Source organism: Mycobacterium sp. NGS69 (assembly GCF_059812165.1).
In genome coordinates this window covers 610,690-633,842 of sequence record NZ_JCALCD010000003.1, presented here as the reverse complement: position 1 = coordinate 633,842, position 23,153 = coordinate 610,690, and the positions used below count along the sequence as shown (strand labels likewise).

Here is a 23,153-nt window from a genome sequence, read left to right as displayed (position 1 = left end):
CGCGCTCTCACGTGCTCAGAACGTGTCGACCCGCTCAGCCATGGTTATGCGCATCATCTGGGCTGGACTGCCCTATAAGGCGTGACCTCGGAAATGTCGGAACGGCTCTTCCCGCCAGCGGTGCCGAGAGTGCTTATCCAGACCAGCACGAACGTTGTCGGGACCGCGGAATTTACGCGGATGATGTTGTCCCCAGGTCTCAACGGGGTGGGTGGGCTGAGTTCGGCGGTGTCTGTCAGCTTCGCGGGTGTCGCGCTCGGCGATGATCGTATTTGTGCCACGGTGCCGGTGCTGTCTAGGTCGATGGTGACACCACTAAGCGACGTTGGCTCGGGCAGCTGCAACAACAGCCCGACACCGTCCTTGAATTTGGGGAAGGGCTGGGGGTCCACGTAGGCGTCGGTCGACCACGCTGTGCCCGGATTACCGTCGATGGCCAGCCCGGCCGAGTCTGGGCTATCTGGTGAACCGCCGGGTGAAAAGACTGAGGCTTTGAGCGGCTTTACTTTTCGAGTTTGAGCGCCAGGTGGCGGTGATGCGAGCGGCGCCGGCGCAGCAGGGTTCGACGATGGTGTCGGCGACGTCGTCCGAAGCCCCAGCCTGTCCACTTTCATCGTTCCGCCGGTGTCGACGGTGTCGACCATTCGACTGATCGTGTTGGCGAAGGTCATCAACACAACGAGGGCGACTGCCGCCGCCGTCCCGAGACAAGTTTTCAAAAGTTGACGGCGAGCGTATGCGGCCTTCTCGGGCGGCCCGAAATTGCGGAAGCTGGCATAGCGGTCCGACTCCAGAGGTACGAACAGTTCGCGAGTGGCGGAGGGCGCCCCGTAGCTCGCGGCTTCGTCGCTAGCCTCGCGCAGCAACGTCATAATCGTCTTAGCACTCCGGATACCGTCGCCGTCGCGCACTAGCCCTGCGGCGGTGGACGAAATCAGGAATGGAACTCGTGAGTCGAGTACGGCGGGTTCTTGGATTCGTCCTTGCCCATCAACCGCGACGCACGCCCAATCCTTGATCGCGGCCTCGCCTTGCGAGGGCCAACGGTTGACGAGCAACCCGTACATCACCGCGCCGATGCCTCGAAGGTCATCTCGCGGCGTGGTATTCGGCATCGTCGCCGGAAAAGCCAACACGACGCGGCGGTCAACGCTGATCCGGATTCGGTCGGGATGGTCGATTGACAACACCAACCCGGCCCCGTGCACCACGTCGGCGGTCTCGGCCAGGGATAACACGGCGTCGGCGACACCGAGAGGCGACGGGTGCGTATCGGCCACTTCTTTCAAGGTGGCACCACGTATCCACTCGCAAACAACTACTCCGCCGCAATGATCGCGGCCGGCGTCGATCACTTTCGCCAAGCCCGGGGAGTCGATTCCCCGCAGGCTTAGGGTGTCGGAAAGAATCGCGTCGACAGTCGCAGCAGTCGGCAGCGCGTTCTCGGAGTCGACCACCGTGACGGCCAGATGTTGTCCTGTCGCCGTGTCAACCGCTTGCCAGAACTGGAGATGCGGCGATTCGCCGTAGAAGACCAGTAGCCGAATCCGGCCGTTCGCGATCGTGGCACCGGCGACGAGGGGCGTCTTTTCCCCGGTCGGCAATCGCGGTTCTGGCCAGTAACGAGGGATGTTCGTCGTAGGCGGGTCAAATGCGGTCGGCTGGGTGGCGGTCATCGCTTCGTCTCGCTCCCGCAGTAGCGTCGACCGCATCGGCCTGGCGCGAGCGGTGCTGAGAGTTATTACTGGATAACCGGGCGTGGAGACTCTGAAACCGGGGATTTTCTGCTTCGCTGCCGAGCTCTCACCCAAATGTATTGGCGCTGGGCATGCGTTACCCGCTCAGTCGACCACAACGGATATCGAAACACTCCCTGGCAACTCTCGCGGTACTGCTCGACCGCCTCGCGCGATGTCCTCGGCGAGGCGACCTACGAATCGCTTGCCCGCACGGGCGAGACGATGACCACCGCCGCGATGGTGGCCTACGCATACGACCAAATCGACCAGGCTCGAACGAAACCGAACGCCATCTCGGAATAGTTCCCGTGCGCCGCCGGCCAGCTCAGAACGTGTTGACCTTCTCGACGCTGACGAACATGCCGTGCTTAGTGCGGTCGTTGGTGAACCGGGTGCCCTGCTCGGTCGCGACGATCGTCCAGCCCTGCGCGGCATAGGTCTTGTAGTCGATCGTGACGGTCGGGATGGCGCCCAGGTTGCCCAGCACCCACTGCACGTTGCCACCGGCGCTGATGCTCACACCGTTGGCGTGTTCACCGTCCTGCAGCGGGGAGTTGGTGAACGGAGCCTCGCAGCCGACGGTCTCCTTGTTGATCTGGCAACGGGTCACGCCGGACTTGGTCTCGATGAAGACGTAGCCGTTGTGGTCCGGCGGCAGCGGGATCACCCCGGCCGGCGGCGTGGTCGGGCTGGACGGCCCGGTGGGGCTGGTCGACGGGGCCGGGCTGGTGCTGGTCGGCGCTGGCGTCGTCGTGGTCGGCCGCGGCGTGGGGAAGGTGGGCTCGGTCGGCCCGGCCCCGGGGGTGGCGACCGGCTTGCCGTCAACGAGCGTGCTGCAGCCCGACACCACCGCGGGTGCGGCCAGGACGGCCGATAACAGCAGTGAGCCGCCGGCCAGCCTTCGCCGCGCCTTTTGCGATAACTGCACCCGCCGCTCCCCGAAAGTCTTCGATTTCAGCGCTTAGAGTACGCAAGACGCGGCGAAAGTTACTGCAACCAGGCCGTTATCGATGCAGAGCCGATGGCGCGGGTTTACCTGTGCGTGACCGACTCGATCTCGGCCGCCCGCCGGGCCGCGGCGACGATGCCCTGGTAGCCCGTGCAGCGGCAGAAGTTCCCAGACAGGCCCTCGCGGATCTCGTCGTCGGTGGGGTTGGGGTTGTCGCGCAGCAACGCGGTCAGCGTGGTCACGAAACCCGGCGTGCAGAAGCCGCATTGCAGCCCGTGGCACTCCCGCAGCGCGGCCTGCACCGGCGACAGGGTGCCGTCGGGCGACGCGATGCCCTCGACGGTCGTCACCTCCGTGCCGTCCGCCTGGACCGCGAACATCAGGCACGAGCGCACGGCGTCGCCGTCCACCAGCACCGTGCACGCGCCGCACGCGCCGTGTTCGCAGCCGAGGTGGGTGCCGGTGAGCCCGCACCGCTCCCGCAGGAAGTCCGCCAGCGTCATGCGCGGTTCGACGCTGGCCGCGATCGGAGTCTCGTTGACCGACAACTGAACCGGTTGTTCACGCATTGCTTGCTCCCGCCACTGCTTCCTCGATGGCTTGGGTCCAGGCGCGCCCGACCATGGTGGCGCCCACCTGGGTGCGGTACGACGCGGACCCTTGCAGGTCGGTCGGCACCTCGTCGAGGCCGGTCATCGCGGCCCGGCCGATCTCCTCGGGCACTAGCTCGCCGATCGGCTTGCCGAGGACCGCGGCCTCGGCCGCCGTCGCGCGCCCGACCGTGGGGCCCAGGCCCAGCAGCCCGATCCCGCAGCGGGACACCCGGTCGGCGTCGTCGAGCTGGACGGCCACCAGCGCGCCCGCGATCGCGAAATCGCCGTGGCGGCGCGCGAATTCGTGCACGGAAAACCCGGACCTGCCGCTCCACACCGGGAACCGGACCACGGTCAGCACCTCGTCGGGTTCCATAGTGGTCTCCCACAGGCCGGCGAAGAAGTCCGCGGCGGCGATCTCGCGCCGTCCGCGCGGGGAGAGGACCTCCATCACCGCGTCCAGCGCCAGCGCGGCCGCCGGGTATTCGCCCGCGGCGTCGGCGTGGGCGATCGACCCGCCGAGGGTGCCGCGGTTGCGGATCTGGAAGTGCCCGACGAACGGGGTCGCCTTGGTCAGCAACGGAACAGCTTGGCGCACTTGGGCATCCGAGCCGACGGTGGACTCGGTGGTTCCGGCGCCGATCCACAGTTCGTCGCCACGGCGCTCGATGCCCCGCAGCTCGCCCAGCCGGGAAATGTCGATGAGGTGGTCGAAGTAGGCCAGCCGCATCGCCAGCATCGGGACCAGGCTCTGGCCGCCGGCGATGATCTTCGCGTCATCGCCCAGCTCGGACAGCAGCGCGACAGCGTCCTCGACGGTGTCGGGGCGGTGGTAATCGAACGACGCGGGCTTCACCGGTTCACCTCGCTCAGCAGCGCCGCGATCGACGCCGGGCTGGCGGGCAGCCGGGTGACCGCCACGCCCAGCGGCGCGAGCGCGTCGTTGATCGCGTTGATCACCGCGGGCACCGAGCCGATGGCCCCGCCCTCACCGGCGCCCTTGTAACCGCCGGGCCCCGGGCCGGGTATCTCGACGTGGCCGAATTCGATCGGCGGGACCTCGGTGGCCGTCGGCAGCAGGTAGTCGACGAATGTCGTTGCCAGCGGGTTGCCGTCGTCGTCGTAGGCGAGGTCCTCCATCAGCGCCCCGCCGATGCCCTGCACCGTCCCGCCGGCGATCTGGCCCTCCACGATGTTCGGGTTGATCATCGGTCCGACGTCCTCGCTGACGATGTAGCGCAGCAGCGTGACCTTGCCCGTCGCCACGTCCACCTCGCAGGTGCAGGCGTGGGTCGCGTTGGACCACAGGATCGGGGCCTTGGCGACGTAGCGGGCGGTGGCCTCCAGCTCGGGCGACATCTCCGGCGGCAGCGCCTGCGGCGAGTAGTACGAAAGGTAGGCCAGCTCGCCGAACGTCACCTGCTTCGACGGGTCGCCCCGCACGGCCGCGGTCGAATTCGCCAGCACGACTTCGGATTCGGGCGCCTTCAGCTGGTGCGCGGCCAGCGCGACGATCTTTTCTCGCAGGATGGTTCCGGCCTCCGCGACGGCCCCGGCGGTCATCGGGCCGCTGCGGCTGCCCTGCGTCCCAGCCCCGTACGGGGTGATCGCGGTGTCGCCCTGGATGGTGGCGACGTCGTCGATGTCGGCCCCCAGCGCGTCGGCGGTCAGCTGAATGACGGTGGTCTCCAAGCTGTTTCCGCTGGAGCCGCCGTTCACGTAGACGTTGATCTTGCCCGTCGGCTCCATCCGGATGGTGCAACCCTCGGTGGCCAGGTGGCCCGTCGCCGCGCCGGTCGGCTCGATGTACGCCGAGAACCCCAGACCCAGGTAGCGGCCCTGCGCCAGCGCCTCGCGCTGCTCCTTGCGAAACCCTTCGTGGTCAAGGAGTTTCACCGCCTGCTCGAACGTCTCGCTGGGGGCGACGTGGTCATACGGCATTCCGTTGGGGTTGAAGTACGGCATCTCGTCACGGCGCAGCAGGTTGCGCCGGCGCAGTTCGACCGGGTCCATGCCCATCTTGCGCGCGGCGATGTCGAGCAGGATTTCGCGCGCCAGCGTCTCGTACTGCCACGGGCCGCGATAGGCGGCCAGCCCGCTGGTGTTGGTGAACACGGTCTTGTAGTTGAAGCTGGCCTTGGGCACCCGGTAGGGCCCGGGGAAGAACATGCCGATGGCGGCCGTGGTCAGCACCGGGTACGGCGTCGGGTAGGCGCCGACGTCCTGGACGAAGTCGATGTCGGCCGCGACGATGTTGCCGTCTTCGTCGAACGCGATGCGGCCGGTGCCGTCGACGTGGCGGGCCTGGCCGGCCGACATCAGGTTCTCGCGCCGGTCCTCGATCCACTTCAGCGCCGCCGGCACCTTGCGGGCGGCCAGCATGATGCACATGTCCTCGCGCATCGGGACGACCTTCTGGCCGAAGCCGCCACCGGTGTCGCGCATGATGACCCGAACCCGTTGCGCCGCAATGCCCAACAGGCGCGCGCAGAACGCCCGCAACTCGTGCGGGGTCTGCGTCGACGCCCACAGGGTGAGCTCCTCGGACGCGGCCTCCCACTCGACCACCAGCCCGCGGGTCTCGATCGGCACCGGCGCGTAAATCTGTTGGTAGATGTTCTCTTTCACCACGCACGCCGCCGCCGCGAAAACCTCTTCGTCCGGCGGCGCGCCGCCCATCCCGCCCGCGACGTTGTGCGCGTAGGCGTCGTGCACCAGCACATCGGAGGCCTGCGCGCGCGCGAGGTCGGTGATCGCGGGCAGCGGCTCGTAGTCGACGTCGACCAGTTCCAGCGCGTCCTCGGCGATGTAGCGGCTTTCGGCCACGATCAGCGCGACCGGGTCGCCGACGAATTTCACCTCGCCCTCGGCCAGCGGCGGGCGTGGGGTGTCCGGCACGTCCTTGCCCGCCACGGCGTGCCACGCCTCTTTGACGTCGGGATTGAGGTCGGCGGCGGTGAACACCGCGCGCACGCCGGGCAGCGCCAGCGCCGCCGACGCGTCGATGCCGTTGATCGTGGCGCGCGCGAACGGGCTGCGCACGAAGCAGGCGTGCAGCATCCCGGGCCGCGAGATGTCGTCGACGAACCCGCCGCGGCCGGTCAGCAGCCGGAGGTCCTCCACGCGCTGCACCCGGGTGCCGGCGTATCGAGGGGTCGTGGCCGTCGCCCCCTGCGCTTCTTGAGTCATTGCGCTCCATCCGGTTGTCGCCTGACGAGAACCTCGATGCCATCATAGGAGAGTGGCGTTATCGCAGTCGAGGGCCGTCGGCGTCCTGCTGGCCGCGGGCGAGGGGCGGCGTTACGGGCGGCCGAAGGTGCTGGTGGACGGCTGGCTGGACGCCGCCGTCCACGCGCTCCAAGTCGGTGGCTGCGCCGACGTCGTCCTGGTCTTGGGCGCCGCAGAGGTGGCAGGGCGGCCCGGGGTGACCGCGGTCGTCGCGCCCGACTGGCGCGACGGGCTGAGCGCCTCTGTGCGCGCCGGCCTGGCCGCGGCGGACGGCCTGCGCGCGGATTTCGCGGTGTTGCACGTCGTCGACACCCCCGACGTCGGTCCCGACGTGGTGGCACGCGTCCTCGGCCGCGCCCGGGCGTCCGGCAGTGGCCTGGCCCGCGCTCAGTTCGGCGACCGGCCGGGCCATCCGGTGGTCATCGCGAGCCGGCACTGGCCGGGCGTGCTCAAGCAACTAAAGGGGGATCGGGGCGCGGGCGAGTACCTGCGCGGCCGGCCCGACGTCGAGGCCGTCGACTGCGGCGACCTCGCCGGCGGTCAGGACATCGACGAACCCTGAGCGGGTGAGGCCGGCACGGCGGTGTCTTGCGCGGCGGCCGTGACCCGATGGCGAACCAGGAACCAACCGCCGATGAGCGCGGGAACGCCGACGACGGTCGCGCCGATCAGGTAGGGGCCCTGCACCTTGTCGAAGAACATCAGGACCACCACGCCGACCAGGAACGCCAGCGTGAGGTAGCCGCTGTACGGCGACAGCGGCATCCGGAACTTGGGCCGTTGCACCAGCCCGGCCTTGGCCAGATAGTGGAACCGCAGCTGGCTCGCCACGATCGTGCCCCAGGCGAACACGATGCCGATCGCCGCGATGTGCAGCACGATTTCGAACGCCTGGCTGGGCTTGACGGCGTTGAGCACGATGCCCAACAAACCCACGGCGCTGGTGAGCAGGATCCCGCGGTACGGCACGCCACGCTTCGACATCGGCGCGGTGAACTTCGGGCCGCTGCCGTTGATCGCCATCGACCGCAGGATGCGGCCGGTGGAATACAGTCCGGCGTTCAAGCTCGACAGCGCGGCGGTCAGCACCACCACGTTCATCACGCTGCCCGCCCCGCTGACACCGGCTTTGGAGAAGAATGTGACGAACGGGCTGACGTTGGCCTTGTAGGCGGTGTAGGGCAGCAGCAGGCCCAGCAGGACCGTGGACCCGATGTAGAAAACCGCGATGCGGAACACCACCGAGTTGATCGCGCGCGGCATCACCTTCTCGGGGTTGGCCGTTTCCCCAGCCGCGATGCCGACGAGTTCGATGGCGGCGTAGGCGAATACCACTCCCGAGGTGACCAGGACCAGGGGCAGCAACCCCTTGGGCACGAGCCCGCCATGGGTGTCCCACAGGCCCGTGCCGGCGTCGTGACCGTCGATCTTGAAGCGCCCGACCAGAAAGACCGTGCCGACGACGAGGAACGTGACCAGCGCCAGCACCTTGATCAACGACGCCCAGAACTCCAGCTCGCCGAAGGCCTTGACCGAGATCAGGTTCATCGACAGCACCACCAGCAGCGCGACCAACGCGATGGTCCATTGCGGGACGGCGTGGAAGATCGCCCAGTAGTGGCAGTAGTGCGCGATCGCGGTGGTGTCCACGATCCCCGTCATCGACCAGTTCAGGACGTACATCCAGCCGGCGACGTAAGCCAGCTTCTCGCCGAAGAATTCGCGGGAGTACGACACGAACGATCCCGACGACGGGCGGTACAGCACGAGCTCGCCGAGCGCGCGCAGGATCAGAAACACGAAGATGCCGCAGATCCCGTAGACCAGGAACAGCCCGGGCCCCGCCGAGGCCAGCCGTCCGCCGGCGCCGAGGAAGAGCCCGGTGCCGATGGCGCCGCCGAGGGCGATCATCTGAATCTGGCGGTTCTTGAGGCTCTTGTGATAGCCCTCGTCCTCGCGGGCGAGCCGCTCGGCGGCACTGTCTGACGGTGACATCGAGCTCCTGCCGTGGTGGCCCCGGGAACGCTCAGGCTAACCGATGAGCGCGCCGCGTGCCCACCAACAATCGGCGAAGTTTTACAGGCCCAGCAACCGCTCGGCGTTGCGGTGACTGATCAGCGCCCGGTCGTCGTCGCCCAGCGGCAGCCCGTCGAGGAAGTCCCGGGCGGCACGCATCGACCCGAACGGGTAGTCGGCCGAAAAGCACACCCGCCCGATGCCCACCTGCGCGACCAGGTTGGCGTAGGTGGCCTCGTCGTTGAAGTTGGCGAACGTGTAGTTGAGGTTTCGCCTGAGATAGGTGCTGACGGGATGCCGCAGGCCGGTCAGTTGGGGTTTCAACGTCGCGTCGAACCGGGGCAGCATGAACGGGATCGCCTCGCCCATGTGCCCGATGACGACCTGCAACGACGGGTACCGGTCGAACACGCCGCCGAGAATCAACCGCAGGACATGGGTTGCCGTGTTGATGTGCCAGCCCCAGCCGACGGTCGCGAGGGCAAACGTGACCTCGTCAGCGAATCCCGCGTAGCTGGACTCGATGACGCCGGCCGGCGGGATGGTCGGGTGCAGATAGATCGGCACCCGCAGCGCGGCCGCGCGCGACAGGACCGGGTCGAAGAACAGGTCGTCCAGGTAGACGCCCTGGCTGTGCCCGTTGATCACCGCGCCGACAAAACCGTGCTCGCGTACGGCCCGCTCGAGTTCGTCGGCGGCCTCCGCGGGTGCGCTGATCGGCACGGCGGCGAAGCCCGCCAGCCGGTCCGGGTACCGCCCCACCGCCTTTGCGAGCTCGTCGTTGCACTCACGGGCCAGCCGAACGGCGTGCGGCCCGTCCAGCTGTTCGACGCCCGGCGCGGCCAGCGACAGCACCGCCACGTCGACGCCGGCGTCGTCCATCGCCGCGATCCGGCCGTCGCCCAGGTCGCTGATCGGTTCGACGATGCCTTCGCGCGACGCCAGCCAGCGGCCCGGCCCCTTCAGGAATTCCGTTGTGGCGTAATGCTCTTCGAGAGCTATCGTCCGCATCAGCCGGCCAGCACCCGGGCCGCGGCACTCCAGTACGTCAGCTCGTCGCGGTCGGCGGCCAGCCGGATCGTCTTGGTGTACCCGTACTCCGCCAGGGTCTCCCGGGCATGCTCGCGTCCGAACCCGCTGTGGCCGACGCCGCCGAAACCGGTGCCGATGGCGATGCGGTGATAGTTGTTGACGAAGACGGCGCCGGCGCGGATCCGCCGGCTCACCCGCAGCGCCCGGTCGCTGTCCTGGGTGAACACCGCCGCGACCAATCCGAACGGCGTGGCGTTGGCGATGCGCACCGCCTCGTCCTCGTCGCTGAACGGCATGAGGGTGACCACCGGGCCGAAGATCTCGTCGCGGGCCACCCGCATGGTGGGGGTGACGCCGGTGAGGACCGTTGGCGCGACGTAGAAGCCGTCGGCCAATCGGGGATCGTCGGGCAGCGGCGCCTGAGCGGCGATGTGGGCGCCTTCGGCCACGCCGATCCGCAGGTAGTCGAGGACCTGGTTCTGCTGCTTGCGGGTGGCCAACGGGCCGACATCGGTCGCCGGGTCGGCGCCGTCGCCCACCCGCAGCCGGCCCACCGCGGCGCACAACTTCGCCTCGAACTCGGCATAGACGCTGTCGTGCACCAGGATTCGCGACGCCGCGGTGCACGCCTCGCCCTGATTGAAGAAGCCGCCGTCGACCGCGGCCAGCAGCGCCTCGTGCAGGTTGGCGTCGTCGAAAACCACCAGCGGGTTCTTCCCGCCCAGCTCCATCAGCGTCGGGGTGAGGTTGCCGGCCGCGGTGCGCAGCACCGCCGCGCCCGTCCGCGGCGACCCGGTGAACGACACCTTGCCGACCAACCGGTGCCCGGCCAGCGCGGCGCCCACCTCGCCCCGGCCCGGCACGGCCTGCACCACACCGTCCGGCAGGACCGACTGGATCAGCTCGACCATCCGCAACACCACCGAGGGCGTCTGCTCCGGCGGTTTGAGCACGACGGCGTTGCCGACCGCCAGTGCCGGCGCGACCTTGCCGGCGGTGTGGATGGGCGGCCAGTTGAACGGGACGATGCCCGCGATCACCCCGTACGGCTCCAGCGTGGTGACGTCCAGGACGGGGCCGTAGTCGCGGGCCTGGCTGGGCAACGCCTCCACCATGGCGCCGAAGTACTCGAAGATGGCGATCGCGGCTTCCACGTCGAAGTTGCGGGCCTGGGTGATCGGCTTGCCCATCTCCAGCGTCTCGAGCGCGGCGATCTCGTCGGCGTGGGCGCGGATCACGTCGGCGACCTGGCGCAGGTATCGGCCGCGCTCGCGCGCGGGGCGTTGCTTCCAGCGCAGGTGCGCGGCGTGCGCGCGGCGGACGGCCTGGTCCACCTCGTCCGGCCCGGCGCCCTGGACGACCGTCACTGTCTGCCCGGTCGCGGGGTTCTGCACGACGAACTGGTCGTCGGTGGACGCCGAGGACCACCGGGTCCGGGTTCTGGTCAGGGTGGGGCCCTGCAAACTCATAAAGCGCACCGTCCAATTGAAGGGGGTTGGGATCGACGCGACCCAATTGCGAACCGTAAATTGGCCCAGCCGTCAGAAGCCAACAAAAATTCCTGATGGGAGCAATCACCGGCGGTGATAATGGCTCGGTGGAGCTTCGCCAGTTCGAGTATTTTCTCGCTGTCGCGGACACCCTCAGCTTCACTCGCGCCGCCAAAAGGCTGCACGTCGTCCAGTCCGGAGTGTCCGCGACGATCAAGGCCCTCGAACGCGAACTCGGCGCGGAGTTGTTCGTCCGGGGGCCGGCGGGGGTGACGCTCACCCCGGCGGGACTCGAGCTGGAGCCCCACGCCCGCGCCACCATCGAGGCCGCCCGCGCGGCCAGGGAGTCCGTCGCCGCCACGGTCGGGGCCGTCCGCGGCACCGTGAGGCTGGGGACGTTGATGTCGATCAACAACATCGACCTGCCGACGCTGCTGGCCGAGCTGCGTGCTCGGCATCCCGGCGTGCTGGTCCAAATTCGTTTCGCCCGGGCCGGTTCGGCGGGCCTGGCGCAGCAGCTCCGCGACGGCAGCCTCGACGTCGCGCTCCTCGTTTTCCCCGACGGCGCCCCGGCCGACCTGCACACCCGGCTCGTCGCCGCGTTTCCGCTGCTGTTGGTCGTCCCCGCGGATCACCCGCTCGCCGGACGGGATTCGGTGTCATTGGCCGAGCTGGCCGGGATGTCGTTCGTCGACGGCCCGCCCGGCTACGGCAACCGTGCCGTGGTCGACCGGGCCTTCGCCGCGGCCGGGGTGCAGCGCACGGTCGCCCTCGAGGTCGCCGACATCGCCACCACCGCGACCCACGTCCGCAACGGCCTCGGCGTCGGCTTCTTGAGCCGGTTCATCCTCGACGAGATCGGCGACGACGGCCTGGCGACGCTGCGGATCTCCGGCTACGACCTGTGTTGGCGCCTGTATGTCGCGAGGTCGGCGCTGCGCCCGCCCGGCGCCGCCACCCGCGCCGTGTTCTCGCTGATCGAGGAGATGATCCCGGGGCCGGAGCCGAGTGTGAGCTGACGGCCTTCGGTGTGAGCTGACGGCGGGAATCCGGGGCATTTTCGACCCTGGCGCACCACGCAAAGCCGTCAATTCACACGCAACGACCGCCCCGGGAACAAGACGCGCGCGCCCGCCGTTAGCATGGTCGACAAGTTGAGCGAAACAGACTCAAGGCTGGGTTGACACCAGGATGCCCGCGAGGGCAGGCTTGAGCGGGGTTCACTCAGCATAGTGGCACCAAAGAAGCTCTACGTAATCAGGAGGAATCACTATGGCTCGTGCGGTCGGTATCGACCTCGGGACCACCAACTCAGTCGTCTCGGTTCTCGAAGGCGGCGACCCGGTCGTCGTCGCGAACTCCGAGGGTTCGCGGACCACGCCGTCGATCGTCGCGTTCGCGCGCAACGGTGAAGTGCTGGTCGGCCAGCCCGCCAAGAACCAGGCGGTGACCAACGTCGACCGCACCATCCGTTCGGTGAAGCGGCACATGGGCACCGATTGGTCCGTGGAGATCGATGACAAGAAGTACACGGCGCAGGAGATCAGCGCCCGCGTGCTGATGAAGCTGAAGCGCGACGCGGAGGCCTACCTCGGTGAGGACATCACCGACGCGGTCATCACCGTGCCCGCGTACTTCAACGACGCCCAGCGCCAGGCGACCAAGGAGGCCGGCCAGATCGCCGGCCTGAACGTGCTGCGCATCGTCAACGAGCCCACCGCCGCGGCGCTGGCCTACGGCCTGGACAAGGGCGAGAAGGAGCAGACCATCCTGGTCTTCGACCTCGGTGGCGGCACCTTCGACGTCTCGCTGCTCGAGATCGGCGAGGGCGTGGTCGAGGTCCGCGCCACCAGCGGTGACAACCACCTCGGTGGCGACGACTGGGACGACCGCGTCGTCGAATGGCTCGTCGACAAGTTCAAGGGCACCAGCGGCATCGACCTCACCAAGGACAAGATGGCGATGCAGCGGCTGCGTGAGGCCGCCGAGAAGGCCAAGATCGAGCTCTCGAGCTCGCAGAGCACCTCGATCAACCTGCCCTACATCACTGTCGACGCGGACAAGAACCCGCTGTTCCTCGACGAGCAGCTGACCCGCGCCGAGTTCCAGAAGATCACCCAGGACCTGCTGGACCGCACCCGTCAGCCGTTCAAGTCGGTGATCTCCGACGCCGGCATCTCGGTGTCCGACATCGACCACGTCGTGCTGGTGGGCGGTTCCACCCGCATGCCCGCGGTGACCGAGCTGGTCAAGGAACTCACCGGCGGCAAGGAGCCCAACAAGGGCGTCAACCCCGACGAGGTGGTTGCCGTGGGCGCCGCGCTGCAGGCCGGTGTGCTCAAGGGTGAGGTGAAAGACGTTCTGCTGCTTGACGTTACGCCGCTGAGCCTCGGTATCGAGACCAAGGGTGGCGTGATGACCAAGCTCATCGAGCGCAACACCACGATCCCGACGAAGCGGTCGGAGACCTTCACCACGGCCGACGACAATCAGCCGTCCGTGCAGATCCAGGTCTACCAGGGTGAGCGCGAAATCGCCTCGCACAACAAGCTGCTCGGCTCCTTCGAGCTGACCGGCATCCCGCCGGCCCCGCGCGGCGTCCCGCAGATCGAGGTCACCTTCGACATCGACGCCAACGGCATCGTGCACGTCACGGCCAAGGACAAGGGCACCGGCAAGGAGAACACGATCAAGATCCAGGAGGGCTCCGGCCTGTCCAAGGAGGAGATCGACCGGATGATCAAGGACGCCGAGGCGCACGCCGAGGAGGACCGTCAGCGCCGCGAGGAGGCCGACATCCGCAACCAGGCCGAGACGCTGGTCTACCAGACGGAGAAGTTCGTCAAGGATCAGCGCGAGGCCGAGGGCGGTTCGAAGGTCCCCGAGGACACGCTGAACAAGGTGGATGCCGCGGTGGCCGAGGCCAAGTCGGCGCTCGGTGGCACCGACATCTCCGCGATCAAGTCGGCGATGGAGAAGCTGGGCCAGGAGTCCCAGGCGCTTGGCCAGGCCATCTACGAGGCCACCCAGGCGGAATCTGCCCAGGCCGGTGGGCCTGGAGGCCCCGGCGAGCCCGGCGGCGCGTCCGGCTCGGCCGATGACGTCGTGGACGCGGAGGTGGTCGACGACGACCGGGAGGCCAAGTGACGGAGGGCAACCCGGAACAGGTAACGGTCACCGACAAGCGGCGGATCGATCCCGAGACCGGCGAAGTACGGCACGGCGCTTCCGGCCCGACCCCCAGCGGGTCGGCGCCGGGGGCGTTCGCCGGCGAAAGCCCGGAGGAGGCCGGCAAGGCGGCCGAACTGCTCGGCGATCTGCAACGGGTACAGGCCGACTTCGCCAACTACCGTAAGCGGGCACTGCGCGACCAGCAGGCCGCCGCGGACCGGGCCAAGGCCGCCGTGGTCAGCCAATTGCTCGGCGTGCTGGACGATCTCGATCGGGCCCGCAAGCACGGCGACCTGGAGTCCGGCCCGTTGAAGTCGGTCGCCGACAAACTGGAAGGCGCCCTGACCGGCCTCGGCCTCACGGCGTTCGGCGCGGAGGGCGAGGACTTCGACCCGGTGCTGCACGAGGCCGTGCAGCACGAGGGCGACGGCGCCGACGGCTCCAAGCCGGTGATCGGCACGGTCATGCGGCAGGGCTACAAACTGGGCGACCAGGTGCTGCGGCACGCCCTGGTGGGGGTCGTCGACACCGTCGCGGAAACCGGGCCGGGAGACGGCGAAGAAGCGGTCGCCGCCGAAACGCACCCGTCCGACACGGCCGATAACGCCGACGGCTCCGGTGAGTAAGCACCACAATCACATACGAAAAACGACCACATACGACAAATAGATAGAGAAAGGTGAGGGGGTGACGCGGCATGGCCCAGCGTGAATGGGTCGAAAAGGACTTCTATAAGGAGCTGGGCGTCTCCTCTGACGCCAGCCCGGAAGAGATCAAGCGCGCGTATCGCAAGCTGGCGCGCGACCTGCATCCGGACGCCAACCCCGACAACCCGGCCGCCGGCGAACGGTTCAAGGCGGTGTCGGAGGCGCACAACGTGTTGTCGGATCCGGCCAAGCGCAAGGAGTACGACGAAACCCGCCGCCTGTTCGCCGGCGGCGGTTTCGGCGGCCGCCGGTTCGACGGTGGCAGCGGCTTCAGCTTCAACGTCGGTGGCGACGGCGCGGAGTTCAACCTCAGCGACCTGTTCGACGCCGCCGGCCGAAGCGGCGGCGCCAACATCGGCGACCTGTTCGGCGGCTTGTTCGGACGCGGCGGCGCGAGCCCGCGTCCCAGCCGGCCGCGGCGCGGCAACGACCTGGAGACCGAGACCGAGCTCGATTTCGTCGAGGCGGCCAAGGGCGTGGCGATGCCGCTGCGGCTGACCAGCCCGGCGCCGTGCACGAATTGCCATGGCAGCGGCGCGCGCCCGGGCACCAGCCCGAAGGTGTGCCCCAGCTGTAACGGCGCGGGCGTGATCAACCGCAACCAGGGAGCGTTCGGCTTCTCCGAACCCTGCGCCGACTGCCGGGGCAGCGGCTCGATCATCGAGCACCCCTGCGACGAGTGCAAAGGCACCGGCGTGACGACCCGCACCCGCACCATCAACGTGCGGATCCCGCCGGGCGTCGAGGACGGACAGCGGATCCGGCTGCCCGGGCAGGGCGAGGCCGGGTTGCGCGGCGCGCCGTCGGGCGACCTGTACGTGACCGTGCATGTGCGACCGGACAAGGTGTTCGGCCGTGACGGCGACGACCTCACCGTGACCGTCCCCGTCAGCTTCACCGAGTTGGCTTTGGGCTCAACGCTTTCGGTTCCCACGCTGGACGGCAAGGTCGGCGTGCGGGTGCCCAAGGGCACCGCCGACGGCCGCATCCTGCGGGTACGCGGACGCGGTGTGCCCAAGCGCGGCGGCGGCAACGGCGACCTGCTGGTCACCGTGAAAGTGTCCGTGCCGCCGAACCTGGAGGGCGCCGCCCAGGAGGCGCTGGAGGCCTACGCGGCCGCCGAGCGATCCAGTGGTTTCGACCCGCGCGCGGGATGGGCGGGCAATCGCTGATGGCCCGAGGTTCTCGCAACCCCAAGGAGGAGGCCCGGACCTTCCTGATCTCGGTGGCGGCCGAACTGGCCGGCATGCACGCGCAGACGCTGCGCACCTATGACCGCCTCGGGCTGGTGAGCCCGAGGCGCACTTCCGGCGGGGGACGCCGTTATTCGGAGCACGACGTGGACCTGCTGCGCGAGGTGCAGCGGCTGTCGCAGGACGAGGGCGTCAACCTGGCCGGCATCAAGCGCATCATCGAGCTGACCAACCAGGTGGAGGCGCTGCAGTCGCGCGTGAAGGAGCTGACCGAGGAGCTGGCACAGGTGCGCGCCGGCCAGCGCCGCGACCTGGCGGTGGTGCCCAAGAGCACCGCGCTGGTGGTCTGGCAACCGCGAAAACCGCGCTAGGCGACCGCCGCGGGGGCCGCGAAGAGTAGGGAAATCCCTGATTCGCAGCCGCTTCGCGCGCCTTATGGTCGGGGCCATGTCACTCGTGCTCGTAACCCCGGAATTCGTAACGGCGGCGGCCACCGACGTGGCCAACATCGGCTCCGCCCTACATGCGGCGAACGCCGCGGCCGTGACGCCGACGTCGCAACTGCTGGCCGCGGGCAATGACGAGGTGTCGGAGGCGATTGCCGCACTGTTCGGCGCGCACGGGCAGGCCTATCAGGCGCTGGGTGTCCAGGCGCAACGGTTTCACCAGCAATTCGTCCAACTGCTGAACTCCGGGGCGAGCATGTACGCCGGTGCCGAGGCCGCGAACGCGTCGCCGCTGCAAACGATCGAGCAGGAGGTGCTGGGCGCGATCAACGCGCCGACCCAACTGTTCCTGGGGCGCCCGCTGATCGGTAACGGCGCGAACGGCGGAACGGTCGGCGGCGTCGGGCAACCCGGCGGCGCGGGTGGAATCCTGTGGGGCAACGGCGGCGCCGGGGGTGCAAGCACGAACAACGGGGTGGCCGGCGGGAATGGTGGCGCCGGCGGGCTGATCGGCAACGGCGGGGCAGGGGGACCGGGCGGTTTCGGCGGCGCCGGCGGTGCGGGCGGAAACGCCGGGCTGTTCGGCGTCGGCGGCGCGGGTGGCGCCGGCGGCGGCCCCAACGGCTCCATAGGCGGCGGAGCTGGCGGCGCCGGCGGCATGGGCGGGCTGATCTACGGCAACGGCGGCGCGGGCGGAGCCGGAGGCCCCAGCACCATTTCGACGCCAGGCAACGGCGGCGCTGGTGGCCACGGTGGCAGTGCCGGGCTGTTCGGCACCGGCGGCGCCGGCGGCGTCGGAGGCGCGGGCAATACAGCCTCTAGCGTCCACGACGGCGGCGCCGGTGGTGGCGGCGGCAACGGCGGCCTGCTCTTCGGTGACGGCGGGAGCGGCGGTGGGGGCGGTGCCGCGGGGCACGACGGTCACGGCGGACACGGCGGCGCGGGCGGGACGGCCGGGCCGATCGGCAACGGCGGTGCCGGTGGCGTCGGCGGCGCCATCGGCACAGGGGGGTCGTTCGCCGGGCAGGGCGGTAACGGCGGTGACGCGTCGTGGATCGGTAACGGTGGCCCCGGCGGCAACGGTGGCACGTTCGGCGGCGCGGGTGGTGCCGGGGGAACTCGCGGGAAGCTGTTCGGCGCCGACGGCGCCCCGGGCCAACCGGGCTGAGTTCACCTAAACTCGGTCACGGCATGGAAGTGACCACCGAGCACCCGATCGTCGAGACGCTGCTACACCGATACCGGCGCGAGCTGGGCGCGCACCTGCCCGCCTACCGCAACCACGTCTACCGCGGCATCAACTATCACCAACGGCTGCTCGCCGGTCCCGTCCCGGATTTCGCCGTCCTGGCCTGGGCCACACACGATCTCGGCATCTGGACCGCGGGCACATTCGACTACCTGGAGCCCTCGGCCGCCCTGGCCGCGGCGCACGCCGAGGAATTCGGCGTCGACAACGTCGACGGCGTGCGCACGCTGATCGTCGAACACCACCGGCTGCGGCCGTCGCACGACCGGATGGCCGAGACCTTTCGGATAGCCGACCGCATCGACGTGAGCCGTGGCTTGTTGCGTGATGGGATCGGGCGCGCGGACATCCGGTCCGTCGTCGCCGAGTTGCCTTATTGTGGCTTCCACGCGTTCCTCGCCAAGGGGCTGACCCGCTACGCCGCCGGGCACCCGCTGCGGCCCTTCCCGATGCTGCGGTGGTGAAAGATGTTCGCTCACACCCGAATCGAGAACTGCGTGACCGCCGGCGCGCCCGGTCGCGCGCACCGGTAGCCGCCGCGGCGCAGCGCGTCCGTCGGCGCCGCCATCGGCTCGAAGCACACCACATCCTTGGCGAGGGGGGCGAAGATCTGCGCCGCCGGATAGCCCCGCTCGAAGTGCACCTCCACGCGCCGCCCGCCGCCGGACACCGCGAAAACCGCGCCGTCGCCGGCCTGGTCGTAGGCGTCGTCAAAAGCCTTGTCGCCCAAGGGTTGTCCGCTAACCGGCTGGGATTCGGATTCTCCGGTGGGCAGGCCGCGCTCGTCGAGCCGCAAGTGCCGCAGCGGCGGTGTTTCGATCATCCAGTCGCCGCGGGCAACGCCGGGCAGGTGCAGGTAGGGATGGAAACCGAAGCACAGCGGAACCGCGGTGTCGCCGGTCGCGGTGACGGTGGTGCGCACCGTCAGCGCCCTGTCGGCCAGTCGCACCGCCACCGTGAGCACATGCGGGAACGGAAAGCCGGCCAGCAACCGCGGGTCGGCGCCGAAATCCACCTCGGCAGTCAGCTCGTTGCCCGACTCCGTCGTCACCCGCCAGCCCGGGTAGGCGGCCAGGGTGCCGTGGATCGGCAACCCGTTGGGGTCGGGACGGACGCCGTTCTCCCCGGGCGTCAGCGTCACCGTCACGTTCTCGGCCGTGTAGGTGTTGTCGCCCAACCGATTTGCCCACGGGTACAGGATCGGGATGCCCATCGTCTTGCCCGCCTCGACGTACGCCTGCAGGCCGCGTCGTTGGCCGAGCAGCTCGGTGCCCGCGTCGGTCAGCGACGTGCCGATCATGCCCGCCTCGGGCACGAACTGCGCCGCCACCGGCGACGACGGGTCGGTCAGGGTCACGATCTGCATGGCTTACCTCGGTTCACCGGGACAGTGGGTCGTGCTGAATGTGTTCGGGCGGAGCACCTTTGGCGACCAGGGCGGCCTTGGTGGCGCGGACCATGTCCGGCCCGCCGCAGATCAGGATCTGCCGGTCGCCCCAGCCACCGTATTTTGTCACCACGTCGGGCAGGCGGCCGGTCTGGCGCACATGCAGGCCGCGCGGCGGCGTGACGTCGGGATAGTCGGCGGCCCATGACGGGTCCAGGCTGTATTCCGAGACCGGGGAGACGGACAGCCACGGATTGTGCTGGGCAACCTGCCACAGGGTGGGCAAGTCGTAGAGCTCGCAGCGGTAGCGGGCGCCGAAGAAGAGGTGGACCCGCGGGTTTTCCGCGTAGCGGGACAGGTCCATGATCAGCGCCCGCAGCGGCGCCAGCCCGGTGCTGCCGGCGACCATCAGCACGTCCTCGCCGTCCCGGTCGACCCGCAGGCCGCCGTGCGGGCTGGACAGCCGCCACCGGTCCCCGGGCCGCGTTTCGTTGACGATCGCGGTGCTGACCAGGCCGCCGGGCACCTGGCGGACGTGGAACTCGATCCCGCCGCCCGGGTCGGCGGGGATCGCCGGGCTCAGGTAGCGCCACCGGCGCGGGCACTGCGGAACGTGGGCGTCGACGTACTGGCCGGGGTAGTAGTCCATCGGGCGGTCGAGCTGCAGCCGCACGACGGCCAGGTCCCGGGACACCCGCATGTGCTCGATGACCGTGCCGTCCCACCAGGCCGGCCCCCGCTCGGCGGCGGCGGCCCCGCTCATCACCCCGGTGATCAGGTTGAGCGACTGATCGGCGGCCGCCGCGACGGGCTCGGTCCACCCGTCACCGAGGCGGTCACGAAGCGTCGCGTACAGGGCGCGACGCAGGGTGCCGTAATGGTTCGGCAGCACGCCGAATTTGCGGTGATCCCGTCCGAGCTGGGCCAGGAAGGCCACCGGCTCGGCCGCGCGCTGCTCGACCAGTTCCCCGTAGACCCAGTGCAGGGCGTGCGCAAAAGCGGTCCGCTGGGCGTCCATTTCGGGCGGGAAAAGGTCGCGCACCGAGACGTCGAGGGCGAACCAGCGGGTATAGAACTGGCGGACGAGTGCGTCGGAGCCCGGGGCGAAGGCGTCGCGCAGCACCCGCAACGCGTCGGGGTCCTCCAGGCTCACGGGCCCCAATTTAAACGGGCTGGCGACTTAAGCCTCTATTCCAAGATGCGCAAAATCCACTAGAGTTGAGCGGAACAGACTCAACCTTGACGGCGTTGAAATACCCGACAAGCATTTTTACCCAAGTACTCGAACGGAGGTGTCGTGGACTCTTTCAACCCGACCACCAAGACGCAGGCGGCCCTGACCTCGGCCCTGCAGGCGGCCTCGGCCGCCGGCAATCCGGAGATCCGGCCCGCCCATCTGCTGTTGGCGCTGCTGACGCAGAACGACGGGATCGCCGCGCCGCTGCTGGAGGCCGTGGGCGTCGAGCCCGCCACCATCCGCGCCGAGGCGCAGCGCATCCTGGACCAGCTCCCGCAGGCCAGCGGCGCCAGCTCGCAACCGCAGCTGTCGCGCGAATCGCTGGCGGCGATCACCACCGCCCAGCAGCTGGCCACCGAGATGGACGACGAATACGTCTCCACCGAACACCTGATGGTCGGCCTGGCCACCGGCGACTCCGACGTCGCCAAGCTGCTGACCGGCCACGGCGCCTCCCCGCAGGCGTTGCGCGAGGCGTTCGTTAAGGTCCGCGGCAGCGCGCGGGTCACCAGCCCCGAGCCGGAGGCCACCTACCAGGCGCTGGAGAAGTACTCCACCGACCTGACCGCCCGGGCCCGCGAGGGCAAGCTTGACCCGGTCATCGGGCGGGACAACGAGATCCGCCGCGTGGTGCAGGTTTTGAGCCGGCGCACCAAGAACAACCCGGTGCTCATCGGCGAGCCCGGCGTCGGCAAGACCGCGATCGTCGAGGGTCTGGCCCAGCGCATCGTGGCCGGCGACGTCCCGGAGAGCCTGCGCGACAAGACCGTCATCAGTCTGGATATGGGCTCGATGGTGGCCGGTGCCAAGTACCGCGGCGAGTTCGAGGAGCGGCTGAAGGCCGTGCTCGACGACATCAAGAACTCCGCCGGTCAGATCATCACGTTCATCGACGAGCTGCACACCATCGTCGGCGCCGGCGCGACCGGCGAGGGCGCGATGGACGCCGGCAACATGATCAAGCCGATGCTGGCGCGCGGCGAGCTGCGGCTGGTCGGCGCGACCACGCTCGACGAGTACCGCAAGTACATCGAGAAGGACGCCGCGCTGGAGCGCCGGTTCCAGCAGGTGCTGGTCGGCGAGCCGTCGGTGGAGGACACCGTCGGCATCCTGCGCGGGCTCAAGGACCGCTACGAGGTGCACCACGGCGTGCGCATCACCGACTCGGCCCTGGTCGCCGCGGCCACGCTGTCCGACCGCTACATCACCGCCCGCTTCCTGCCGGACAAGGCCATCGACCTGGTCGACGAGGCCGCCAGCCGGCTGAAGATGGAGATCGACTCCCGGCCCGTCGAGATCGACGAGGTCGAGCGGCTGGTGCGCCGCCTCGAGATCGAGGAGATGGCGCTGGCCAAGGAAGAGGACGAGGCGTCCAAGGAGCGGCTGGAGAAGCTGCGCTCCGAGCTGGCCGACCAGAAGGAGAAGCTGGCCGAGCTCACCACCCGCTGGCAGAACGAAAAGAGCGCGATCGACGTCGTGCGCGAGCTGAAGGAACAGCTGGACGTCCTACGCGGGGAGTCCGAGCGCGCCGAGCGCGACGGCGACCTGGCCAAGGCCGCCGAGCTGCGCTACGGGCGCATCCCGGAGCTGGAGAAGAAGCTCGACGCCGCACTCCCGCACGCGGAGGCCCGCGAGAACGTGATGCTCAAGGAGGAGGTTGGCCCCGACGACATCGCCGACGTGGTGTCGGCGTGGACCGGGATTCCCGCCGGCCGGATGCTCGAGGGCGAGACCGCCAAGCTGCTGCGCATGGAGGACGAGCTGGGCAAGCGCGTCATCGGCCAGAAGAAGGCGGTGACGGCGGTGTCCGACGCGGTGCGTCGCAGCCGGGCCGGTGTCGCCGACCCCAACCGGCCGACCGGGTCGTTCATGTTCCTGGGCCCGACCGGTGTCGGTAAGACCGAGCTGGCCAAGGCGCTGGCGGAGTTCCTGTTCGACGACGAGCGCGCGATGGTCCGCATCGACATGAGCGAGTACGGCGAGAAGCACTCGGTGGCCCGGCTCGTCGGCGCACCTCCGGGCTACATCGGCTACGACCAGGGCGGCCAGCTGACCGAGGCGGTGCGGCGGCGTCCGTACACGGTGATCCTGTTCGACGAGATCGAGAAGGCGCACCCGGACGTGTTCGATGTGCTGCTGCAGGTGCTCGACGAGGGCCGGCTCACCGACGGCCAGGGCCGCACAGTCGACTTCCGCAACACCATCCTGATCCTGACGTCCAACCTGGGGTCGGGCGGCAGCGAGGAGCAGGTGATGGCCGCGGTGCGCTCGGCGTTCAAGCCGGAGTTCATCAACCGGCTCGACGACGTGATCATCTTCCACGGCCTCGAACCCGGCGAGCTGGTGTCCATCGTCGACATCCAGCTGGCCCAGCTGCAGAAGCGGCTGGCCCAGCGCCGGCTCACGCTGGAGGTGTCGCTGCCGGCCAAGCAGTGGCTGGCCCAGCGCGGGTTCGACCCGGTCTACGGCGCGCGGCCGTTGCGCCGGCTCGTCCAGCAGGCCATCGGCGACCAGCTGGCGAAGCTGTTGCTGGCCGGCGAGGTGCACGACGGCGACACCGTTCCGGTCAACGTCAGCCCGGATGGCGACTCGCTGATCCTGGGTTAGGCCTCCGCTCGAACGTCGACTTGTTGTTGGCATTTCATTCGAAATCGCCCAACAAGTCGACGTTCGGCGCACCGGGCGCGCACCAGCAAACCTTAATTTGCTTGTGACC

19 protein-coding genes are annotated in these 23,153 nt (G+C 69.1%); 9 read left to right on the top strand and 10 right to left on the bottom strand.

Annotated elements, in window-relative coordinates; translation table 11 throughout:
- Nucleotides 1–53: 53 nt before the first annotated feature.
- The 5 genes from AC5Y2S_RS12380 to AC5Y2S_RS12360 all read right to left on the bottom strand — a co-directional run bounded on the left by AC5Y2S_RS12380 (nucleotide 54) and on the right by AC5Y2S_RS12360 (nucleotide 6,470).
- Nucleotides 54–1,676 (bottom strand): hypothetical protein, encoded by a 1,623-nt coding sequence (locus tag AC5Y2S_RS12380; RefSeq protein ID WP_499956422.1) that lies wholly within the window; start codon nucleotides 1,674–1,676, stop codon nucleotides 54–56.
- Between the two features lie 388 nt (nucleotides 1,677–2,064).
- Complete coding sequence (locus tag AC5Y2S_RS12375) at nucleotides 2,065–2,637, bottom strand: hypothetical protein (protein WP_499903288.1); 573 nt, start codon at nucleotides 2,635–2,637, stop codon at nucleotides 2,065–2,067.
- Nucleotides 2,638–2,771: 134 nt separating this feature from the next.
- The gene (locus AC5Y2S_RS12370; RefSeq protein ID WP_499956421.1) at nucleotides 2,772–3,257 is read right to left on the bottom strand and encodes a (2Fe-2S)-binding protein; all 486 of its coding nucleotides are present in this window, start codon (nucleotides 3,255–3,257) and stop codon (nucleotides 2,772–2,774) included.
- Complete coding sequence (locus AC5Y2S_RS12365; RefSeq protein WP_499956420.1) at nucleotides 3,250–4,137, bottom strand: FAD binding domain-containing protein; 888 nt, start codon at nucleotides 4,135–4,137, stop codon at nucleotides 3,250–3,252. Before AC5Y2S_RS12365 ends, AC5Y2S_RS12370 begins: the two co-directional genes overlap by 8 nt.
- Nucleotides 4,134–6,470, bottom strand: a complete 2,337-nt coding sequence (locus AC5Y2S_RS12360; protein ID WP_499956419.1) for a xanthine dehydrogenase family protein molybdopterin-binding subunit — start codon at nucleotides 6,468–6,470, stop codon at nucleotides 4,134–4,136. Before AC5Y2S_RS12360 ends, AC5Y2S_RS12365 begins: the two co-directional genes overlap by 4 nt.
- Before the next feature lie 52 nt (nucleotides 6,471–6,522).
- Between AC5Y2S_RS12360 and AC5Y2S_RS12355 the strand changes: the two genes are divergently transcribed.
- Nucleotides 6,523–7,071: a nucleotidyltransferase family protein gene (locus AC5Y2S_RS12355; RefSeq protein WP_499956418.1), complete on the top strand. Its 549-nt coding sequence runs from the start codon at nucleotides 6,523–6,525 to the stop codon at nucleotides 7,069–7,071.
- On the opposite strand, the gene AC5Y2S_RS12350 is transcribed toward AC5Y2S_RS12355, so the two are convergent.
- The 3 genes from AC5Y2S_RS12350 to AC5Y2S_RS12340 all read right to left on the bottom strand — a co-directional run bounded on the left by AC5Y2S_RS12350 (nucleotide 7,050) and on the right by AC5Y2S_RS12340 (nucleotide 11,026).
- Nucleotides 7,050–8,504 (bottom strand): amino acid permease, encoded by a 1,455-nt coding sequence (locus tag AC5Y2S_RS12350; RefSeq protein WP_499956417.1) that lies wholly within the window; start codon nucleotides 8,502–8,504, stop codon nucleotides 7,050–7,052. The two genes, AC5Y2S_RS12355 and AC5Y2S_RS12350, sit on opposite strands and share 22 nt — an antisense overlap.
- Nucleotides 8,505–8,585: 81 nt before the next feature.
- Complete coding sequence (locus AC5Y2S_RS12345; RefSeq protein WP_499956416.1) at nucleotides 8,586–9,536, bottom strand: amidohydrolase family protein; 951 nt, start codon at nucleotides 9,534–9,536, stop codon at nucleotides 8,586–8,588.
- Nucleotides 9,536–11,026 (bottom strand): aldehyde dehydrogenase family protein, encoded by a 1,491-nt coding sequence (locus AC5Y2S_RS12340; protein ID WP_499956415.1) that lies wholly within the window; start codon nucleotides 11,024–11,026, stop codon nucleotides 9,536–9,538. Before AC5Y2S_RS12340 ends, AC5Y2S_RS12345 begins: the two co-directional genes overlap by 1 nt.
- A 128-nt stretch (nucleotides 11,027–11,154) precedes the next feature.
- Between AC5Y2S_RS12340 and AC5Y2S_RS12335 the strand changes: the two genes are divergently transcribed.
- The 7 genes from AC5Y2S_RS12335 (at nucleotide 11,155) to AC5Y2S_RS12305 (ending at nucleotide 18,277) form a co-directional block, all read left to right on the top strand.
- A complete protein-coding gene (locus AC5Y2S_RS12335) occupies nucleotides 11,155–12,066 on the top strand; it encodes a LysR family transcriptional regulator (protein ID WP_499956414.1) in 912 nt (303 codons plus the stop codon).
- Between the two features lie 253 nt (nucleotides 12,067–12,319).
- Nucleotides 12,320–14,194: a molecular chaperone DnaK gene (gene dnaK, locus AC5Y2S_RS12330; RefSeq protein WP_499956413.1), complete on the top strand. Its 1,875-nt coding sequence runs from the start codon at nucleotides 12,320–12,322 to the stop codon at nucleotides 14,192–14,194.
- A complete protein-coding gene (gene grpE / locus AC5Y2S_RS12325) occupies nucleotides 14,191–14,844 on the top strand; it encodes a nucleotide exchange factor GrpE (RefSeq protein WP_499956412.1) in 654 nt (217 codons plus the stop codon). The genes dnaK and grpE overlap by 4 nt, the downstream gene beginning before the upstream one ends.
- 71 nt (nucleotides 14,845–14,915) lie before the next feature.
- Nucleotides 14,916–16,097, top strand: a complete 1,182-nt coding sequence (gene dnaJ / locus AC5Y2S_RS12320; RefSeq protein WP_499902994.1) for a molecular chaperone DnaJ — start codon at nucleotides 14,916–14,918, stop codon at nucleotides 16,095–16,097.
- Nucleotides 16,097–16,489, top strand: coding sequence for a heat shock protein transcriptional repressor HspR (locus AC5Y2S_RS12315; protein ID WP_499902995.1), 393 nt, complete (start codon nucleotides 16,097–16,099; stop codon nucleotides 16,487–16,489). The genes dnaJ and AC5Y2S_RS12315 overlap by 1 nt, the downstream gene beginning before the upstream one ends.
- 76 nt (nucleotides 16,490–16,565) lie before the next feature.
- Nucleotides 16,566–17,732, top strand: a complete 1,167-nt coding sequence (locus AC5Y2S_RS12310; protein WP_499956411.1) for a PE family protein — start codon at nucleotides 16,566–16,568, stop codon at nucleotides 17,730–17,732.
- Nucleotides 17,733–17,755: 23 nt separating this feature from the next.
- A complete protein-coding gene (locus AC5Y2S_RS12305) occupies nucleotides 17,756–18,277 on the top strand; it encodes a hypothetical protein (protein ID WP_499956410.1) in 522 nt (173 codons plus the stop codon).
- A gap of 11 nt (nucleotides 18,278–18,288) precedes the next feature.
- Here the strand turns inward: AC5Y2S_RS12305 and AC5Y2S_RS12300 are convergent, their stop codons facing one another.
- Together AC5Y2S_RS12300 and AC5Y2S_RS12295 are read right to left on the bottom strand one after the other, a co-directional pair.
- On the bottom strand, nucleotides 18,289–19,179 hold the full coding sequence (locus tag AC5Y2S_RS12300) for an aldose 1-epimerase (RefSeq protein ID WP_499956409.1): 891 nt from the start codon (nucleotides 19,177–19,179) through the stop codon (nucleotides 18,289–18,291).
- 13 nt (nucleotides 19,180–19,192) lie between these two features.
- The gene (locus AC5Y2S_RS12295; RefSeq protein ID WP_499956408.1) at nucleotides 19,193–20,353 is read right to left on the bottom strand and encodes an FAD-binding oxidoreductase; all 1,161 of its coding nucleotides are present in this window, start codon (nucleotides 20,351–20,353) and stop codon (nucleotides 19,193–19,195) included.
- A 144-nt stretch (nucleotides 20,354–20,497) separates the two neighbouring features.
- Between AC5Y2S_RS12295 and clpB the strand changes: the two genes are divergently transcribed.
- Entirely contained in the window at nucleotides 20,498–23,044 is a 2,547-nt protein-coding gene (clpB, locus tag AC5Y2S_RS12290; RefSeq protein ID WP_499956407.1) for an ATP-dependent chaperone ClpB, read from the top strand.
- Nucleotides 23,045–23,153 lie beyond the last annotated feature (109 nt).

What these genes read in the sequence shown, in the direction of transcription:
- dnaJ (WP_499902994.1), top strand. Translation starts at nt 14,916, where the DNA reads ATGGCCCAGCGTGAATGGGTCGAAAAGGACTTCTATAAGGAGCTGGGC.
- AC5Y2S_RS12315 (WP_499902995.1), top strand. Translation starts at nt 16,097, where the DNA reads ATGGCCCGAGGTTCTCGCAACCCCAAGGAGGAGGCCCGGACCTTCCTG.
- AC5Y2S_RS12345 (WP_499956416.1), bottom strand. Translation starts at nt 9,536, where the DNA reads ATGCGGACGATAGCTCTCGAAGAGCATTACGCCACAACGGAATTCCTG.
- AC5Y2S_RS12310 (WP_499956411.1), top strand. Translation starts at nt 16,566, where the DNA reads ATGTCACTCGTGCTCGTAACCCCGGAATTCGTAACGGCGGCGGCCACC.
- AC5Y2S_RS12305 (WP_499956410.1), top strand. Translation starts at nt 17,756, where the DNA reads ATGGAAGTGACCACCGAGCACCCGATCGTCGAGACGCTGCTACACCGA.
- AC5Y2S_RS12370 (WP_499956421.1), bottom strand. Translation starts at nt 3,257, where the DNA reads ATGCGTGAACAACCGGTTCAGTTGTCGGTCAACGAGACTCCGATCGCG.
- AC5Y2S_RS12350 (WP_499956417.1), bottom strand. Translation starts at nt 8,504, where the DNA reads ATGTCACCGTCAGACAGTGCCGCCGAGCGGCTCGCCCGCGAGGACGAG.
- AC5Y2S_RS12380 (WP_499956422.1), bottom strand. Translation starts at nt 1,676, where the DNA reads ATGACCGCCACCCAGCCGACCGCATTTGACCCGCCTACGACGAACATC.
- dnaK (WP_499956413.1), top strand. Translation starts at nt 12,320, where the DNA reads ATGGCTCGTGCGGTCGGTATCGACCTCGGGACCACCAACTCAGTCGTC.
- AC5Y2S_RS12360 (WP_499956419.1), bottom strand. Translation starts at nt 6,470, where the DNA reads ATGACTCAAGAAGCGCAGGGGGCGACGGCCACGACCCCTCGATACGCC.
- AC5Y2S_RS12340 (WP_499956415.1), bottom strand. Translation starts at nt 11,026, where the DNA reads ATGAGTTTGCAGGGCCCCACCCTGACCAGAACCCGGACCCGGTGGTCC.
- AC5Y2S_RS12300 (WP_499956409.1), bottom strand. Translation starts at nt 19,179, where the DNA reads ATGCAGATCGTGACCCTGACCGACCCGTCGTCGCCGGTGGCGGCGCAG.